The organism is Gilliamella sp. B14384G10 (assembly GCF_016101685.1).
In the GTDB taxonomy this organism is placed as follows: domain Bacteria; phylum Pseudomonadota; class Gammaproteobacteria; order Enterobacterales; family Orbaceae; genus Gilliamella; species Gilliamella apis_A.
In genome coordinates this window covers 598,590-617,557 of record NZ_JACFQA010000002.1, presented here as the reverse complement: position 1 = coordinate 617,557, position 18,968 = coordinate 598,590, and the positions used below count along the sequence as shown (strand labels likewise).

Sequence of the window (18,968 nt, the reverse complement as noted above, 5' to 3'; positions counted from 1 at the left end):
TAGTTATTCAACATTATTAACCAACAACTAGATTCAATAATTTGCCAGGCACATAAATAACCTTACGAATTGTCGTATCAGTTAAATATTTTTGAATGTTTGGCTCTTGTTTAGCTTGTTCGACTACAAAATCTTGTTCGGCATCTGCAGGAACGGTAAATTTACCACGCACTTTACCATTGATTTGTACAACAATTAATTTTTCATCCTCAACCATTGCCGATTCATCAGCAGTAGGCCAAGATGCATTATCAATGGTTTCACTATGACCTAATGCCTGCCACATAACGAAACAAGCGTGAGGCATCATAGGATAAAGTAATCTTACAACTGCATTTAATGATTCATTCATTAATGCACGGTCTTGCTCTGTATCTTGTGGCGCTTTTTGTAAGCGGTTCATAAATTCCATTACTGCTGCAATTGCTGTATTGAAGGTTTGACGGCGACCAATATCATCACTGACTTTAGCAATCGTTTTATGTAGTTCACGACGTAACGCTTTTTGATCGGCTGTCAATTTAGATAGATCAAGAGTTGTTGTTTTACCTAGTTGAGCATGTTCATATACTAAACGCCATACACGTTTAATAAATCGATTCGCACCTTCCACACCAGATTCTTGCCATTCAAGCGTCATATCAGCTGGAGAGGCAAACATCATAAATAATCTAACGGTATCAGCACCATATTTTTCAACCATCTCTTGTGGATCGATACCATTGTTTTTTGATTTAGACATCTTAGTCATACCAGCATGAACAAGTTCATTACCTTTACTATCTGTGGCTTTAGCAATACGACCTTTGTCATCACGTTCAATAGTGACTTCAGTTGGTGAAACCCAAATACGTTCGTTGGTAGGGCTGGTGTAATAGAACGCATCAGCTAAAACCATACCTTGGCACAACAAGCGTTTAGCTGGTTCATCTGATTTTACTAAACCAAAATCACGCATTAATTTATGGAAGAATCTAAAATAAAGTAAATGCATGATTGCATGTTCAATACCACCGACGTATTGATCAACAGGCAACCAATAGTTTGCCGCATTTTCATCTAACATACCTTTGTCGTAATGAGGACAGGTGTAGCGTGCATAATACCAAGACGATTCCATAAAGGTATCAAAAGTATCTGTTTCACGCAGTGCCGGTTGACCATTAACCATCGTTTTTGCCCAATTAGGATCTGCTTTAATCGGACTAGTAATGCCATTCATTTCAACATTTTCTGGTAAAATGACTGGCAATTGATCTTCTGGTGTTGGGATTGTTGTGCCATCTTCAAGTGTCACCATGGGAATTGGTGCACCCCAATAACGTTGACGAGAGACGCCCCAATCACGTAAACGATAATTTACTTTACGATTACCAATACCTAATGCAATAAGTTTATCTGCGATAGCATTGAAGGCTTGTTCAAAATTCAGGCCGTCAAACTCACCAGAATTAAATAATTTACCATGTTCAGTATAAGCTTGCTGTGATAGATCAGGTGCTTGATCATCTTGTGTTAAAATAACAGGTTTAATTGGTAGATTATATTTTGATGCAAACTCATAATCACGTTCATCATGACCAGGCACCGCCATCACCGCTCCTGTGCCGTATTCAATTAATACAAAGTTAGCAATCCAAACTGGAACTTTTGCGCCAGTTAATGGATGGATAGCAAAAAATCCTGTTGCCATACCTTTCTTTTCCATTGTTGCCATGTCGGCTTCAGCGGTTTTAGTCGTTTTGCATTCAGCAATAAAGTCAGCAATTTTTGGATTATTTTGTGCAGCTAATTGAGCAAGTGGATGTTCCGCAGCTACCGAAACAAAACTTACACCCATTAATGTATCAGGACGAGTAGTATAAACACGTAACTTGTCGCTATAGTTTTCAACGGTGAAATCAAACTCCACCCCTTCAGAACGACCAATCCAGTTTCGTTGCATTGTTTTGACTTGTTCTGGCCAGCTTTCAAGGGTATCTAAATCATTCAATAACTCATCAGCATATTCAGTGATTTTGATAAACCATTGTGGAATTTCTTTACGCTCAACCGGTGTATTACAACGCCAACAACACCCCTCAACCACTTGTTCGTTAGCCAATACAGTCTGGTCGTTTGGACACCAGTTAACAGCTGAAGTTTTTTTATAAACTAAACCTTTTTCAAATAGTTTTGTAAAAAACCATTGTTCCCATTTGTAATACTCAGGACGGCAAGTTGTTACTTCACGATCCCAATCATAACCAAAACCAAGTAGTTGTAATTGCTTCTTCATGTAAGCAATATTTTCATAAGTCCATTTGGCTGGAGCTGTATTATTTTTAACTGCTGCGCCTTCGGCTGGCAAACCAAATGCATCCCAACCGATTGGTTGTAATACATTCTTACCATTCAAACGTTGATAGCGTGAAATAGTGTCACCGATAGTATAATTTCGGACATGGCCAAGATGTAAACGACCTGAAGGGTATGGAAGCATCGACAGACAGTAATACTTCTCTTTAGATGGATCTTCAGTAACGTGGAATGTTTTGTCTTCTTGCCAATGTTTTTGTACTTTGGCTTCAATTTCATCTGGGCGATATTGTTCTTGCATGACGAATTAATGTCCTATCTATTATTGCTAATAAAAATAATTTGCTAATTGTATTGGTTATTGAGGTGTTTTACAAACGTTATGTGAATTGTAAGATTGATTTATTAGGAATTAAAAGATGTAATTTGGATATTGTGCACTAGTAAAAAGCATAAAAAAGCGGGCTATGCCCGCTTAGTAAATAAATTAGCCACCATTGAAGACACTGGTAAATTTAGAGAAGAATGATTTTTGTTCTTCTTTTGGTATGTATTCCAAATTGGCCTGAATAAGTTGATCTACTTTTTGGCTTTCATCAACTAAACCTAATTCATTGTATGCATTACGCATCAATAACAATGCGCTCTTAGTAGAATCAGTATCAGGGAATAAGGCTAACATTTGGGTAACCCGATTAATCACAGCAACATAGGCTCCACGTTTAGTGTAATATTGTGATACTTTTAACTCATGACGTGCGATACGGTTTTTCAAAAATATTAAACGCTTTTTGGCGTCAGCGGCATAACTACTATTTGGAAAACCAGTTACCAAATAAGTAAAATCTTTAAATGCAGCCATGGCAAACTCAGGATCACGATCTGAACGATCGACATTAAACCACCCCTGAATGGTATTGTCATTCTGCGCCATATTAGAAATTCCGCGCATGTAAATTACCCAATCGATATTTGGGTGCGTTGGGTTCAATTTCAAAAAGCGGTCAATTGATGCAATGGCTAGTGGATAATCCGCTGTTTTATAGTAGGCATAAATTAAATCTAATTGAACTTGTTGTGAATAAGGTCCAAATGGATAATTTTTATCGATAGCCTCTAAAACACTAATACTGGATTTGATATTTCCACTCTCAAGCTCTGTTTTAGCTTTATTGTGGAGCTCAATCTCTGGCACATTTTCAACATCATGCTTTGTACTTGTACAGCCAATTAGCATGCTACTTAAAGCGATAGCTAACAAAGTTTGTAGACGCAATTTCATTCAGTTTTCAATCCAAAATATAATTAAACATTAAAGGCGATGATTGGTATATAATACTCTAAAACATAACAGCTTAAAATAGATAAATTACACATGCACAAGTTAAAACTATCATCTGAAATCGAACAAACTCAGCTTGGAATGCGATTGGATCAGGCGTTGTCCGAGCTTTTTCCTGATTATTCTAGGTCAAGAATTAAAGAATGGATCATAGATAATAAGGTATTAGTGAACAATAATATTGTAAATAAACCCAAAGATAAAGTACTTGGTGGTGAAAAAATATCCATCGAAGTTGAAATTGAAGAAGAAACCTATCATCAACCAGAAGATATAAAACTTAATATTGTTTATGAAGATGATCATATTTTGGTCATTAATAAACCACGAGATTTAGTTGTTCATCCTGGAGCAGGGAATCCAAATGGTACGGTATTGAACGCACTACTTTATCACTATCCAGATATCTCACGAGTGCCAAGAGCAGGTATTGTCCACCGTCTAGATAAAGATACAACAGGTTTAATGGTTGTTGCTAAAACCATTGAAGCACAAACTCATTTAGTTGAATCATTACAACTTCGTGAGATAACTCGTGAGTATGAAGCGGTTGCTATGGGGATCATTACTGCTGGTGGAACCGTAGATCAACCAATTACTCGCCATCCAACTAAACGGACACATATGGCGGTTTTTCCAACCGGAAAGCCTGCAGTAACCCATTATCGAGTAATGGAAAAATATCGTCTACATACTCGATTACGTTTAAGACTGGAAACAGGGCGTACCCATCAAATTCGTGTACATATGGCTCATATTGCACATCCACTGGTCGGTGATCCCCTTTATGGTGGTCGACCAAGGCCACCGAAAGGCACTAGCGAATCATTTATCCAAACTCTGCGTGATTTTGATCGCCAAGCCTTACATGCCACTATGTTACGTTTATATCATCCAATTACTGGCGAACTAATGGAATGGCATGCACCAATACCTGAGGATATGCAAAAATTAATACAAGAGTTACAATTAGATACAGAACTTCATAAAGATGAACTTGATTGGTAATAGTTATGATTAAATCAATTTATCCCTATTGGCCAGCACCGACAAATATTCGTGCTTTTACTACAACTCGCATCGGTGGTGTGAGTTCTACGCCGTTTGATAGCCTAAATTTAGGTAGCCGTACTGGTGATGATTTGAATGATATCGTCGAAAATCGTCGTCTTATAATTAATGCTGAAAAAATTCCTAGTGAACCTTATTGGCTAAATCAAACCCATAGCACAACCGTACTTGATATTTCAGAAATTCAATTACAGCCGGCAACTGGATTAATTGGTAGTAGTGAGCGATTTGAAGCTGATGGATCATATACTCGGCAAGTTAATCAAGTTAGTGTTGTCTTAACGGCTGATTGTATGCCTGTACTATTTTGTTCAATTGAAGGCAATGAGGTCGCCGCCGCTCATGCTGGTTGGCGTGGGCTTTGTCATGGTATTTTAGAAGAAACGGCAAAGAAATTTTATTGTAAGGCTAGTGATATCATCGTTTGGCTTGGTCCAGCAATTGGCGCTACAAAATTTGAAGTAGGTGGTGAAGTGAAAAAGCAGTTTGAAGCTTACGATGCAAATGCGCATCATGCATTTAAACTAATTGATGCCAAACAACAAAAATATTTAGCAGATCTTTATATGATTGCCAAACAGCGATTAAACTCAATCGGAATTAAGCAAATTTATGGTGGTAACTATTGTACCTATACTGAGCGAGATCTGTTTTATTCATATCGTCGAGAAAACAAGACAGGAAGAATGGCAACAATGATCTGGTTTGAGAAAAATTAAACCAGCGGTGACAATTATCATGCCTCTTGTTGTAAATTTAACTAAGATATCTATTCATTATCTTCTTCGTAATGACTAATGAAGAGTGGTAAAATTGATATGCCGGTTAACTCATTTCCCAATCAATATGATGAAACTCAACCCAAGCATTGCCATGCGCTGAATAAACATATATGAATAATAAACCGACGAAAATACGATAAAACATCACCATCATCAATAAAAAAATATTGGTCAATAATAACGCTATCTTATTAAAGATTAAAGCCTAACTTATGGATAAGATTGATTTTTTATGTTTAGTTGTTAATCGTAAAAGATTACTCAATATTGGCAAATTTATGTGTTTGTAGGCTTAACATCCATTTATTATCAATACGTTTATGATTAATCTTACCTAACAACTCAATGGTATCAAACATATTCATCTCACCATTGACTTCGCAAGGTGACAAATAGTAACGCTTAGCTTGAATATGCTGCTCAATATAGTAACAAAAATCGATAAATCCCGTCTGTTTCTCTGCGACAATTCTTATTTCACTAGCTGTTGGTTGCAAAATTTTTTGATAACGATGGTGATAACAAAATTTAGGACTCAGTGCAATATAATCAATCAGCGGATCGACCTTACCTAGTCCATTACTCTCAATAGCGATATAATAGCCAGCTTGTTTTAAATGCGTTAATAATGAAGATAACTCTTTAACCATTGTGGGCTCACCACCGGTAATGATAATATTGCTACTTTTATATTGCTTAACTTTTGCAACTATTTGCTCTAACGTAAAACGTTGAAATTTGCGGAAATTCGTATCACACCAACTACAATTTAAATTACAGCCAGCAAAACGAATAAAAATAGCTGGCATACCAGTGTTATAACCTTCGCCTTGTAAAGATTCGAAGATTTCAACAATACGATATTCGATCATTTTTCGCCCCGATGATACTCACAGTAAGAAGTAGGGGTTTCCCAAAGCTTAATCATCGACACGGGTAGAAATTGTGATAAGTGGTCAAAAATAAATTTACTCATTCCTTCTGCAGTAGTGCGACAAGGAAAAGCAAAAATTTTACGTTGCATTTGCTGCAAAAGCTCAGCTATTTGCCTTTCATTAGTATTATTTTGATTATAAAGATAAGCATGATCGAGTTGGTCGATAATTTGCTGTTTTACAACTGATTTTATGTCAGCATAATCCATCACCATATCAGCACTTGAACCGTTGGTAATAAGTTCATTGCTGATCTCGACTAACAAACGGTAGGTATGACCATGTAGGTTATGACATTTTCCATTATGCCCATCTAACATATGACAAGCATCAAACTGGAACTCTTTAGCAATTTTAAACATATTTCTTTCCTAGTTTTTTTTCGTGGGATGGATTACGAACCACGGTTAGCTAATCTAACAAAATAAAGTGGCTAATATAAAGGATAAAAGCTTGAGTGTCATCCAAATTTACTAAACATTTTTGCTTAAGTGCTGGTTTTTCAAACTACTTTATCTTTTATAAAGACGCGAGTAAAATATAAACGATTTTATTGCAAAAATTCGTCAAAAATATTGTTAATCAGCTCTTGAAATTTATTCTTCCACACTCATTTAGTGATTATGCAAATGGATTAAATGTGTTACACATTTAAACCAAATTTATTGCTTAGGAGATAAATAATATGAGGTTAGATAAACTCACTAACAAATTTCAACAAGCTTTAGCTGATGCGCAATCAATCGCATTAGGTAAAGACAATCAATATATAGAGCCGATCCATGTATTATCTGCCATGCTTAATCAAGAAGGCAGTGGGATTAATCCATTACTGGTGGCTTCAGGTGCAAATATTGCGACATTACAACAAGAATTAAATCAAGCAATTGAACGTTTACCCCAAGTTCAAGGCATTGGTGGTGAAGTTATTCCATCACAAGAATTAGTAAGAATTTTGAATCTATGTGACAAATTAGCGCAAAAAAATGGCGATAGCTATATTTCATCTGAATTATTCATACTAGCTGCATTAGATGAAAAAGGTAATTTAACCGATATTTTAAAGAGAGCAGGTGTCAGCAAAGACAAATTTAGCCAAGCAGTTAACCAAGTAAGAGGGAGTGATAACGTGAACGATCCTAATGCTGAAGATCAACGTGGTGCATTGAAAAAATATACCATTGATTTAACCGAAAGAGCCGAACAAGGCAAGCTTGATCCAGTCATTGGTCGTGATGAAGAGATTCGCCGAACCATTCAAGTATTGCAACGTCGAACTAAAAACAATCCAGTATTAATTGGTGAGCCAGGAGTTGGTAAAACAGCTATCGTAGAAGGTTTAGCACAACGTATTGTTAATCGTGAAGTGCCAGAAGGTTTACGTAACAAACGAGTATTATCATTAGATATGGGGGCATTAATTGCCGGTGCTAAATATCGTGGTGAATTTGAAGAACGCTTAAAAGCGGTACTTAAAGATATCGCCAAAGCCGAAGGTAGTATTATTCTCTTTATTGATGAAATACATACTATGGTCGGTGCTGGTAAAAGTGATGGAGCAATGGATGCTGGTAATATGTTAAAACCGGCATTAGCTCGAGGTGAGTTACACTGTGTTGGTGCCACCACGCTTGATGAATATCGTCAATATATCGAAAAAGATCCGGCATTAGAACGTCGTTTTCAAAAAGTATATGTAGCAGAACCGTCAGTTGAAGATACCATCGCAATATTGCGTGGTTTAAAAGAACGTTATGAACTGCATCATCATGTGCAAATTACCGATCCGGCAATTGTTGCAGCAGCAACCTTATCGCATCGTTATATCTCCGATCGTATGTTACCAGACAAAGCGATCGACTTAATTGATGAAGCAGCATCAAGTATCCGTATGCAAATGGACTCAAAACCAGAGTCATTGGATCGGCTTGAACGACGTATTATTCAGCTCAAACTTGAACAACAAGCGCTCAAGAAAGAGTCTGATGATGCAAGTAAAAAACGACTTGAGATGTTAAATGATGAACTTGCTGAAAAAGAAAAGGCTTATGCATCACTTGAAGAAGAGTGGAAATCAGAGAAGGCTGCGCTTTCGGGTACTCAAAATATCAAGGCCGAGTTGGAAAAAGCACGTACTGAAATAGAACAGGCTCGCCGAATGGGCGACTTAAACAAGATGTCCGAACTACAGTATGGCAAAATCCCAGAATTAGAGAAGAAACTAGCAGCAGCCACACAGCTAGAAGGTAAAACTATGAAGTTATTGCGTAACAAAGTCACCGATAACGAAATTGCTGAAGTTTTATCGAAAGCAACAGGTATTCCTGTATCGAGAATGCTAGAGAGTGAAAAAGAAAAACTGTTACATATGGAAGACGCCCTACATAAACGTGTTATTGGTCAAAATGAGGCGGTTGTTGCTGTGGCCAATGCTATTCGTCGTAGTCGAGCAGGGCTTTCTGATCCGAATAAACCGATTGGTTCCTTCTTATTCTTAGGACCGACAGGTGTTGGTAAAACAGAACTTTGCAAAGCATTGGCTAACTTTATGTTTGACAGTGAAGATGCTATGGTACGTATCGACATGTCTGAGTTTATGGAAAAACATTCTGTAGCTCGATTAATCGGTGCACCTCCTGGTTATGTTGGTTATGAAGAAGGAGGCTATCTCACTGAAGCAGTGAGACGACGACCATACTCTGTTATCTTACTCGATGAAGTCGAAAAAGCACATCCAGATGTTTTTAACATCTTATTACAAGTATTGGATGATGGACGATTAACTGATGGACAAGGTCGTACTGTTGATTTTCGTAATACAGTAATTATCATGACATCTAACTTAGGTTCTGATCTGATTCAAGGTCAAGTCGAACTGAGTTACGACGAGATGAAAGCGTTAGTCATGACTGTGGTAACTAAACACTTTAGACCGGAGTTTATCAATCGTATTGATGAAACTGTGGTATTCCATCCATTAGGACAAGAAAACATCAAAGCAATTGCGAAAATTCAATTAGCTCATGTTGAAAAACGTCTTGATGAGCGTGGATATGAAATGGATATCTCTGATGCCGCACTGGAACAATTAGCTAAAGTTGGTTTTGACCCAATTTATGGTGCAAGACCATTAAAACGTGCAATACAACAAGAGATTGAAAATCCATTAGCACAACAGATTCTATCTGGCAAATTAGTTCCGGGTAAAACGATTCATCTAGATTTGGATGATGGTAATATTGTTGCCAAACAGTAAAGCTACTTATTGATTGGTTGTCGAAATTACAACAATATTAATAAAGCCAAAAAGCCTGAAAATTAATTTTCAGGCTTTTTTATTATTTTTTTACTATTAAGCAAAGTAACTGTAAATTAAGATTTTAAAGATTTATATTTTTAAACCAAAAAATATATTTAGTTTCAATTTACTTATTAAATAAACATAATTGCTCCAAACCACATTCTAAAAATTCAAATAATTTTAAATGAATATATTAAATATAATTCAATTGCCTACTTACAAACAACTAGGATTAAATTTACATTAATCAATTAGTTCACATTAAGGAAATATAAAAATGATTAAATTAATTATCACTGATTTAGATGGAACATTTTTAAATGATCAAGGCGATTATGATCGGGATTTCTTTAGGCTAGTTAATGATCTTATGGCTAAACAAAATATCCAATTTGTTGCTTGCACAGGTAAACAATGTGAACGTGTTGAAGAATTATTTGGATCTTATAGTGATAAAATCTGGATCGTTGGTGATAGCGCAACAGCTATTAAACATAATGGTGAATTTGTTTATCGATCTTTTATTCAAAACCAGATTGGTCAACGTATTATTGCTACACTTGAACAAGCCAGTAAAGAGCATGTTATTATCGCATGTACCAGCAATGGTGCTGTAATTAAATCTAATCTACCTTCTCATTTGAAACAAAAAGTACGAGGCTCTTATACGACTATTATTGAAGTTGATGATTTAACAACAATCACTGACGATTTTATAAAAATTACTGTTTATGACGAAAATGGCCAATGTCCACAAACACGCACCCATTTAACGCCTTATGAAAATGAAGTTTATATTGTAGTGTCCGAAGCCGCTTGGATAGATATCACTGAGTATAATGTACACAAAGGTAACATCATAAAAAAACTACAACAAATGTTAAATGTTAGGTACCACGAAACAATGGCATTTGGTGATGGTTACAACGACATCGAACTACTTGAACAAGCCAACTATAGCTTTGCTATGCGAAATGCCTTTGATGATACTAAAGCAGTAGCTAAATTTATTACTGGATCAAACAACGAAAGTGCTGTGATGAAAACTATCCAATTGATGTTAGCACTACAAACAAAATAAAAATTGAGGAAGGTGTTTTTAGTTTCTCAAAACTAAATTATGTAACCGTTGTGATTAAATATAAAATTGAAAAATAACACAATTTAACAAAGAAGTCCTAAACTTTAGGTAGACTTCTTATTTTTTCTAAAATTTAATATCAAAGATAGTATTTAGTCGTATATATAACCAGGTATTAATTTACCTTTGTACCATACTTTATCATTATAAAGAATATTATCTTCACCTATTACACTAGGATTTTCAGTATGAATATTATTACGATTAAGTAAACAATTATTATATTCTAAATCAGTGCATTGACGATTTTGCTTACTATCGAAATTATAATAATGGCAGCTATTTCTTTTATTTATATATCGATAATTATGATAATCGTAAATCGCAGTTATTTTGGTTAATACTCTGTGATTTTGATCATCAAAATCATAACAGTCTTTACGGCCTTCAGCCGATCTATCTTTTGGATTAAAGATTATATCACTGCCCCAAAGATGAGTTGCGATAAATTTATTATGATGGTTGATATAATAATCATAATTGGAACCTCGTCTAGCATTAAATTTGTAACGTTCAATTGCTAAATCTGCAACGCCATCAAAATTAATATCTTGTAGATGAATGCTATAAATTGAATTGTAGCTATAATTCAAATTTTCGATTTTTTGTAATAATTTGTTGGATGCTTGCTCATAAATATTAATTCCATATAACTTAATCTTTTCATTTTTTTGTTTTCGTAATACAGCGGTAAAGTAGATATTTTCTAAACTATCGTATTGTAATAATTCAATATTATTAAATTCGCTGCTAATATCTTCTTCATTGATGAAAAAATCTCTTTGCAATTTGATTGGCTTTAAGCGTTGTTGATGTTCATCAAACCAAACTCCAGTTAACTCGTGATTTAAAATTATGTATTCATAGCCATATTCATCAGTTTGATCAAATTTAATATTATCTAATTTAATATAAGAGTGTTGGTTATTATTTGAAGAATTTGTATTATAAAAAACGATACTTTTGTTATTTAAATTAAATGAATTTTGATCTAGTACCAAAGGCTGCCAAAGCTGGTAAGGATTACGCTTATCAATTAAGAAATGTAACGAAGTAATGCTACTATTGAAATATAAAGTAATATCTTTATTAGAACTATTGTCAGTAAATGCATAAATTGCACATCTACCTGAGAACGAAAGACAAAGACAAATTAAAAACAATATATTTTTCATATTAATAATCATTCAAAACGATTGCTTTTATGATCTAGCAAAATTTAAGAAAAGAATTTTTCAATTATCAAAATTCTTAGTTTTAGTATCTATTCTAATAAGCAGTCAGTTTACTTTATATCCATTGAATTATTATTACTGTTATCAACTTAATAGTCACTACATAACACAAAATATTTTAAAAGGAGATTCAATAGTCATTTTTAGCAAAATTGATCATTCTAAATAATACAAAAGTACATAATCAGAATTTTACTTTACATATCTTGACAAAAATTAGCGGGTCAAAGTTTGAATAAACAGATGATTTTCTTTATACTTTTTAATCAAATGAAAGTGATTTTGTTGAATTAAAACAATGATATGTCATAGCAAGGGACTGAAAAATGTTAAAATACAATTATTTAAAAGCCAACCAGCCACGTCTATTTGCAATTCAACACTTATTGCCTTCTTTTAAAGAAAATCTTACCGTTAAAACATATTCAGTTAATTTACATTTACCCTCTCACTTTCTGTGTTTAAAACCAATATTATTCTCCATATTAGCTATAACAAGTTTATTAACGATACTCGTTAATTCAGCTCATGGTTTAAATGTAACTACCGCTAATGAAATTCATGGTAGTGCTCCATATCTTACCTATGATGGTGGTATCACTAAAGCGGATAGTACAGAAAGTTTATTGGGTATAACTTTATCCGATGGAAAAGTCATCAATGCGTTAAATGATGAATCAAGTCTAACAAATCCAATTGAATTACCGCATCAAGAAGATACTTATGCAAGTATTCAAACCATCGTTCCGTTACCAACAGCAGGTAATAGTAATTATCCTATAGTAAATATGACAGATTTACTGGAAGCACCGTATAACTATTTTGGTGATGATGATGGAGATGGTTATGCTAGTAACGGTAATGTCATAGCGACGGCGACAGGTCAAATCAGTTTAAAATGGGAGGTGCTAAAACCCGGATTTACTGATGTTAATGCCAAAGACGCTTTTATGGATATTACCTCAACTGTTAAAAACAATCCTAATGCTGTCGTTAGTTTGTGTAATAGCCTTTATCGCTTAACTATAAATGCCAGTGATGGCGAGTTAAAGACAATGTATGGTCAGCCAAATAAGAGTTATTTTATTGGTGCAAATCATTATTATTATTTTAAAGCAAATCATTCCTCGCCATCAGTCTGTTATGTTCAACCCAATCTGGCTCTTGATAATGCTTCGAATAATGAAACATGGATATCATTAGATGGTCCGTTATGGGATTCGGCAAAATCTGTTAATGGGAATTATAGAGGCTATCCAAGTCAAGGTTATAGAGTAATAAATGCTAGTAATAGTGGTAATTATTATGGTCCTGAAAGTGTAACTCGCAATAATTTTCCAAGTACTGGATCACATGGTTTACATTTTTATGTATTACTCGCAGGTATAAAACCAGATGAAGTATTAGCAGCTAATGGCAGTACGGTAAAAGCTGTAGAAGGTGGTAATGTGAGTTTATCGTTAAGTGTGGGTAAAACAGAAAATTGGGAGCATAAGTATAAAGGAGTAAATCCATATGGTGCAGTTCAAACGGCATTAAAAGTAAAGTTGGTTGGCCCACGTTATAATTCCATAGATAAAAGTTTTAAACCTGCGACATTTAGATTATATGCAGATAGTGGTAAGAGAAAGTTATTATATGAATTTAAATTAATGCGTTGGTATATCACTGAGCCATATGTTAGTTATGGAACGGCTAAAGATGCTTATTATCGAGAGCAAGAGCTAGCAAAAAATCATTGCAAAAATTTGGGTAGCAATTATTACTTACCTGACATTAATGACTTGACTAATGCTGATGGATTTGGTGATTTTTGGATGGGTGGAGTTCCTAATCAATTTAGTGGAGCTCTTCGTCAGCTAAGTTATGTAGATTTTTTAGGAAAATGGGCTGGGGGAATCAATAATGAATGGGGGTGTTTGAGCTGTTCTGGTTATTCTGAAAGTGATTGGAACTTTGAAACTTATTGGACTACAAACATTGTTGAATATAGTACTGACGGCTGGTTTGATGGTGACCCTTTAATAGCTACTGTAGATAATGGGTTAGGATTTGCGATCCGTATTTTTCCTTTAGAAGAATTAAAATTGGGAGTAACTTGTGTAACACCATAGATTAAAACTCTTTTTGTTATAGAGAAATAAATTTTGATATAAAGGTAAATGTGAAAAAGAATACGAATCTTGTAGCACGAAGTGCTACAAGATTTGAAAATTTGTATAGATTATAATCTATTAATTATTGCATCAACCGTACTGCTATCAATTATAAATAGCTTATTAATCCTCTATCAAAATATTTTCTAAATAGCATTATAGTTAATTAGAAATTAATGTTTAGTTAGTTTTTTATTTAAAATATCCATAATAATGTAATAAATTTCATTATATTCATTAAGAAAACTCCTATTAGTAAATAATGTTAGAAATTTGAGGAAAAGGTTTTTTAACCGTATTATCAAGATAATTAATAAATATTAAAACAGTTAAATATAACAATACTCATTAGTATCAGTGTTCTTTACATATCTTGACAAATTAACTCTAATTACTATTTGATAAAATGTGCTATTTTTATTATACTGCTTTAGTCAAAAATTGGTTTATATTTTAATATAAAACAATAATATAAGTCATAATTTGCTTGGGGTTAGTCAAACTGCAGTCAGTTGGAAGTTAAGTATTACTTGAAATTATTTACAATATTAATTGCAAAATATATCCAAATTATTTAATTGAAAATTGTTTTTATTCTTAATGTGAACCACTTCCCCCCATAGCAATATTAATTTAGATAATTCATTGAATTGCAGACATTTAATTTTCAAAACTGTAGTTCTCTCAATTGAATAGTACAAGTGTGTTTTCGAGCAACCTTTGCACTATAAAGTTTGTATCATTATAGATAAAAATCAATAACAGTTGTTCTTCAAAATTAGTAAGCATAAATTAATTTATGCATGTATTACCAAATTAAATATAAAGCAAAACAGATAACCAAATTTGTTTTGATTATATTTTTGTCAGAAAAGTAATTTTATAACAATAAAACAATGAAGTGTGAATAAATGGGATTCGGAGTATGTTTAAATACAATTATTTAAAAAATAGTCATAACTTGAAATTATTTTCAATACTATTGTTGGGAATTTATTCTAAATTTGTAATTGAAAATCGTTTTATATTTTCAGTATTTAAACATTTACTACCATGCAATTTCGCTAAAGATAAATTATTATCTAGTCGTTATTTGCGGTTTTTTTTGTTGTCTTCAATTTATAGTATAGTAAAATTAACTAAGAAAATACAAAAGGTTAATTCAAATTTATTTAATCCGTTGGCAAAAATCAGTTTTTTTTTCATAATTATCACGGTTAATTCTGTTTATGCTTTGAATGTCACTACAGCTGAAAGTATACAAGGTTCTCAACCTTATTTAACTTTAGGTAATGGCAGCATTAAAGCCGATAATAGTGATTCTTTATTAAGCATTACTCTTTCTAATGGCAAAGTTATCACTCCTAGTGATGATGTTTCAAGTATAACTAATCCAATATATTTACCTCATTCAAAACAGTCTTTTACAAGGATTAGAACCATTATTCCATTCACTGAACAAGGAAATCCTAATTATCCGCAAGTGAAAATTTCTGATTTACTGGGCTCGCCGTTTAACTTTTATGCTGATGATGATGGTGATGGTTTTGATGAAAATGGTAATGTTACTGCAACAGCTAGCGGTAATATCAGTTTGAAATGGGAGGCTCGGAATCCGAAAGTGCCCGATATTAATGCTCAAAATGCGTATATTGACATTACTTCAACAGTAAAAAATAATCCTAGAGAAATGATTAGTTTATGTGATAGTCCATATCGCTTAACGATAAGTACTAGTAATGGTGAATTAAAAACTGAATACGGCAAACCTAATAACAATATTTTTACTCAAAAAAGTCATACTTACTATATAAGTGCTAAAATGTTGCCAACAGTCTGTTATGCTCAGCCGAATTTACTTTATGATAACGCTTCTTATGGCAACAATATGATCAATGTAGATTATGATGGCCCTCTTTGGGATTCAGCCAAGCTTTCAGATAATGAATATAGAGGTTTTCCAAGTAAAGGTTTTAAAGTAAGAAATGCGCATACTAGTGGTGAATATGAAGGCGAAAATTCAGTCTACAATAATAACTTTCCAAGTACTGGCTCAAATGGCTTATATTTTTATTTACTACTTAAAGGAGCAACACCAGAAGAGATGTTAGCCGCCAATGGTAGTACGATAATCGCTAAAGAAGGTGGTAGGGTGAAGTTATCACTATCTGTTGAATCTACACCAAAATGGAGGCATGATGACAGATTACCTGCTCCCATCCCTTATTGGAATAGTGAGCCAGCATTAAAGGTTACATTATCTGGACCACATAGTGGTTCTAACACTAAAACGTTTAATCCCGCTACTTTTAAACTCTATACCGATAGTGCTGAGACACACACATTATATGAATTTAAAATAATGCGTTGGTATATTCCGCAACCTAAAGTTACTTATGGTGAAGGTGATGCGAGAAAATGGTCAAAGAGCGATGCGCAGTCTTATCAAGCAAAAGCTCGTGCTTATTGTTCAAGTTTAGGTGCTAATTATCGTTTGGCAAATATTAGCGATTTTACTAATGCTAATCGATATCGCTATGGCTGGAATAGCGGTATTGCTGGTAGAGGTTCTAAAGCGTATCGTCGTCAGTTAAGCTACCTTTCGGCTGGTAACTGGGTAGGTGGTATAAATAATGAATGGGGATGTTTAGTTAATGATTGGAATGCTGCAGGTAGTGATCAGTACCGTTGCAGTGGTTATTCTGGTAGTGATTGGGATTCATATGCATATTGGACTGACAATTTAGCTAAAGATGTTACTGACTCTGAGGATGAAGCAAAACCATTAGTCAATCCTATGAATGTAGGCGAACCTATGGTTTATGATTCTTATGACTATCAGTATCGGGCAGCTTGTGTTAGCCCGTAAAGCTACTTTCCATCAGTAATTACTTACCACTGTTGCTAGTGAAAAAACTGGCAACAAATTTATCCTCTTAAGTATTCAATCAAATAGAATTATTTCTAATTATTTTTATGATTAAAACATAGTGTAGACTAATAAGTTCCACTCAGTTCAACGAATAAAAAGAATTAATTTTTGTCAACGTGTTGGATAGATAATTACCTAACTGATAAGAAGTAGATGTGTTTTTAATGATTATATAAAAATTTCTGTCAGCAACAGATATTAGGTTAGATATCAAATTTTTATATAAAAGATAAGCAACTTATTAGTGAATAGTTACTTAGTCTTTTTAATCATTAATTAAAAGGGATTTTTAGAATTTAAAAAAACCTGTTCTCAAATTTGTCTATGAAATAATTAAAACGGTTATAAAGCGTTTTAATTCTGATTTAGATCATTACATCTAATATAAATTGTCAGAATATTAATATTAGTAAACTTAAACTACAGTCATATAAACTTGATTATTCAGTAAATTTTTAGGATCAAACTGTTGTTTAATTGTACGCATTAATTGGCGATTTGCTTCAGGAATTGCAGCATTGTAATAACTTACTTTCGCCGTTCCGATGCCATGTTCCGCAGAAGGCAATCCTCCTAATTCAAGACATTTTTGATAAAGCGCTTGGTGAACATTTTGCAGATCAGATTGCCATTGTTTGTCATCACGATTATCACGTAAAATGCATAGATGAATGTTACCATCGCCAGCGTGACCAAAGGCTAACATACGCATGTGGGTTTGTGTTTCTAGTTGTTTGGTGAAATTAATGAAATCGCTAATGCGATTTATTGGTACCACTATATCGATTGGATCTTGTTCTGTTATTGCTTCAACTGCACGTACTAACGAACCTCGAATCGTCCAGATTTGATTAGTTTGATTATTATCTTCGGCAACAAAATAGTCACAATCGCCTAAATTAGTTAATAGCAGTTTGCGTAGTTGTTCAATGGTTTGTAGATCGGAACCATCAAGCATAATAATTAGATAAGCTTGGCTATTTGGTAGCGGGAATTTAAAACCAGAATACCGTTCGCCCCATTGTGCGACTTTACGTTCAACAAACTCCAATGCAGTCGGCGTAAGGGTATGTAGCACGGTGGTAATACTACTAATGGCTTGTTCAATAGTATTAAAACCAACAATAAATGTTTGTGATACTTTTGGTTTAGCTATCAGTTTTAAAGTACATTGCGTGATGATACCTAAGGTACCTTCACTGCCAATAAAGAGATGTTTTAAGGCTAGTCCAGTGTTGTCTTTAACATTTTTACTACCAATATTTAACACACTACCATTAGCCATTACAACTTCAATTGCTTGCACATAATCTCGAGTCACACCATATTTTACTGCTCGCATACCACCAGCATTAGTACTAATATTTCCGCCAATGGTGGCATTTTTAGCGCCCGGATCAGGCGGATAAAAAAGGTCATGTTTTTCAACAAACTGTTGTAGGTCTTGCAGTAAAATACCCGATTGTACGGTAACGGTGAATGTTTGCTTGTCCAGTTCCACAATATGATTCATTAAGGATAAATCAAGAATAATACCGCCATTAGGAATAGTCGAGCCGACTAAGTTAGTACCAGCACCACGAGTGGTAATATTAAGATTATTGGTATTAGCGTATTTAACAATCGCAGCTACTTCTGCTGTTGTTTTGGGGTAGACTAATATATCGGCATAGCCATATTTTAATTTTAAACCATCAGTTAAATGTGATGGTGGGATCGCATTTTTTGCAATGATACGTTTAGGATCTGTAATAATGTCTGTGAGTTTGTTCATG

General features: G+C 34.1%; 11 protein-coding genes, 1 pseudogene and 1 riboswitch. Of the genes and pseudogenes, 6 read left to right on the top strand and 6 right to left on the bottom strand.

All coding sequences use genetic code 11. The features are described from left to right. Nucleotides 1-16 precede the first annotated feature (16 nt). Both leuS and bamD read right to left on the bottom strand, forming a co-directional pair. On the bottom strand, nucleotides 17-2,599 hold the full coding sequence (leuS, locus tag H3T54_RS07090; RefSeq protein ID WP_198221732.1) for a leucine--tRNA ligase: 2,583 nt from the start codon (nucleotides 2,597-2,599) through the stop codon (nucleotides 17-19). Nucleotides 2,600-2,857: 258 nt separating this feature from the next. Continuing rightward, nucleotides 2,858-3,580: pseudogene (gene bamD / locus H3T54_RS07085) on the bottom strand (outer membrane protein assembly factor BamD); the annotation flags it as partial. A gap of 93 nt (nucleotides 3,581-3,673) precedes the next feature. Between bamD and rluD the strand changes: the two are divergent. Then, nucleotides 3,674-4,648: a 23S rRNA pseudouridine(1911/1915/1917) synthase RluD gene (gene rluD, locus H3T54_RS07080; protein WP_198221728.1), complete on the top strand. Its 975-nt coding sequence runs from the start codon at nucleotides 3,674-3,676 to the stop codon at nucleotides 4,646-4,648. 8 nt (nucleotides 4,649-4,656) lie between these two features. Continuing rightward, complete coding sequence (gene pgeF / locus H3T54_RS07075; protein WP_181414691.1) at nucleotides 4,657-5,430, top strand: peptidoglycan editing factor PgeF; 774 nt, start codon at nucleotides 4,657-4,659, stop codon at nucleotides 5,428-5,430. Nucleotides 5,431-5,750: 320 nt separating this feature from the next. Here pgeF and H3T54_RS07070 read toward each other — a convergent pair whose 3' ends face one another. Then, complete coding sequence (locus tag H3T54_RS07070) at nucleotides 5,751-6,365, bottom strand: 7-carboxy-7-deazaguanine synthase QueE (protein ID WP_110448185.1); 615 nt, start codon at nucleotides 6,363-6,365, stop codon at nucleotides 5,751-5,753. Next, nucleotides 6,362-6,790, bottom strand: a complete 429-nt coding sequence (gene queD / locus H3T54_RS07065; RefSeq protein WP_110448184.1) for a 6-carboxytetrahydropterin synthase QueD — start codon at nucleotides 6,788-6,790, stop codon at nucleotides 6,362-6,364. The genes H3T54_RS07070 and queD overlap by 4 nt, the downstream gene beginning before the upstream one ends. Before the next feature lie 3 nt (nucleotides 6,791-6,793). Beyond that, nucleotides 6,794-6,839: riboswitch (PreQ1 riboswitch) on the bottom strand. Between the two features lie 274 nt (nucleotides 6,840-7,113). Here queD and clpB point away from each other — a divergent pair. Next, entirely contained in the window at nucleotides 7,114-9,684 is a 2,571-nt protein-coding gene (gene clpB / locus H3T54_RS07060; protein WP_086363919.1) for an ATP-dependent chaperone ClpB, read from the top strand. Between the two features lie 322 nt (nucleotides 9,685-10,006). Next, nucleotides 10,007-10,810, top strand: coding sequence for a Cof-type HAD-IIB family hydrolase (locus H3T54_RS07055; RefSeq protein ID WP_198221726.1), 804 nt, complete (start codon nucleotides 10,007-10,009; stop codon nucleotides 10,808-10,810). Nucleotides 10,811-10,962: 152 nt separating this feature from the next. Here H3T54_RS07055 and H3T54_RS07050 read toward each other — a convergent pair whose 3' ends face one another. Then, complete coding sequence (locus H3T54_RS07050; protein WP_198221724.1) at nucleotides 10,963-12,045, bottom strand: hypothetical protein; 1,083 nt, start codon at nucleotides 12,043-12,045, stop codon at nucleotides 10,963-10,965. Between the two features lie 386 nt (nucleotides 12,046-12,431). Here H3T54_RS07050 and H3T54_RS07045 point away from each other — a divergent pair, with 386 nt between their 5' ends. After that, nucleotides 12,432-14,219, top strand: a complete 1,788-nt coding sequence (locus H3T54_RS07045; protein WP_198221722.1) for a hypothetical protein — start codon at nucleotides 12,432-12,434, stop codon at nucleotides 14,217-14,219. A gap of 1,276 nt (nucleotides 14,220-15,495) precedes the next feature. Continuing rightward, on the top strand, nucleotides 15,496-17,130 hold the full coding sequence (locus tag H3T54_RS07040) for a hypothetical protein (protein WP_198221720.1): 1,635 nt from the start codon (nucleotides 15,496-15,498) through the stop codon (nucleotides 17,128-17,130). A gap of 478 nt (nucleotides 17,131-17,608) precedes the next feature. On the opposite strand, the gene H3T54_RS07035 is transcribed toward H3T54_RS07040, so the two are convergent. Then, complete coding sequence (locus H3T54_RS07035) at nucleotides 17,609-18,967, bottom strand: FAD-binding oxidoreductase (RefSeq protein WP_110448181.1); 1,359 nt, start codon at nucleotides 18,965-18,967, stop codon at nucleotides 17,609-17,611. Nucleotide 18,968 lies beyond the last annotated feature (1 nt).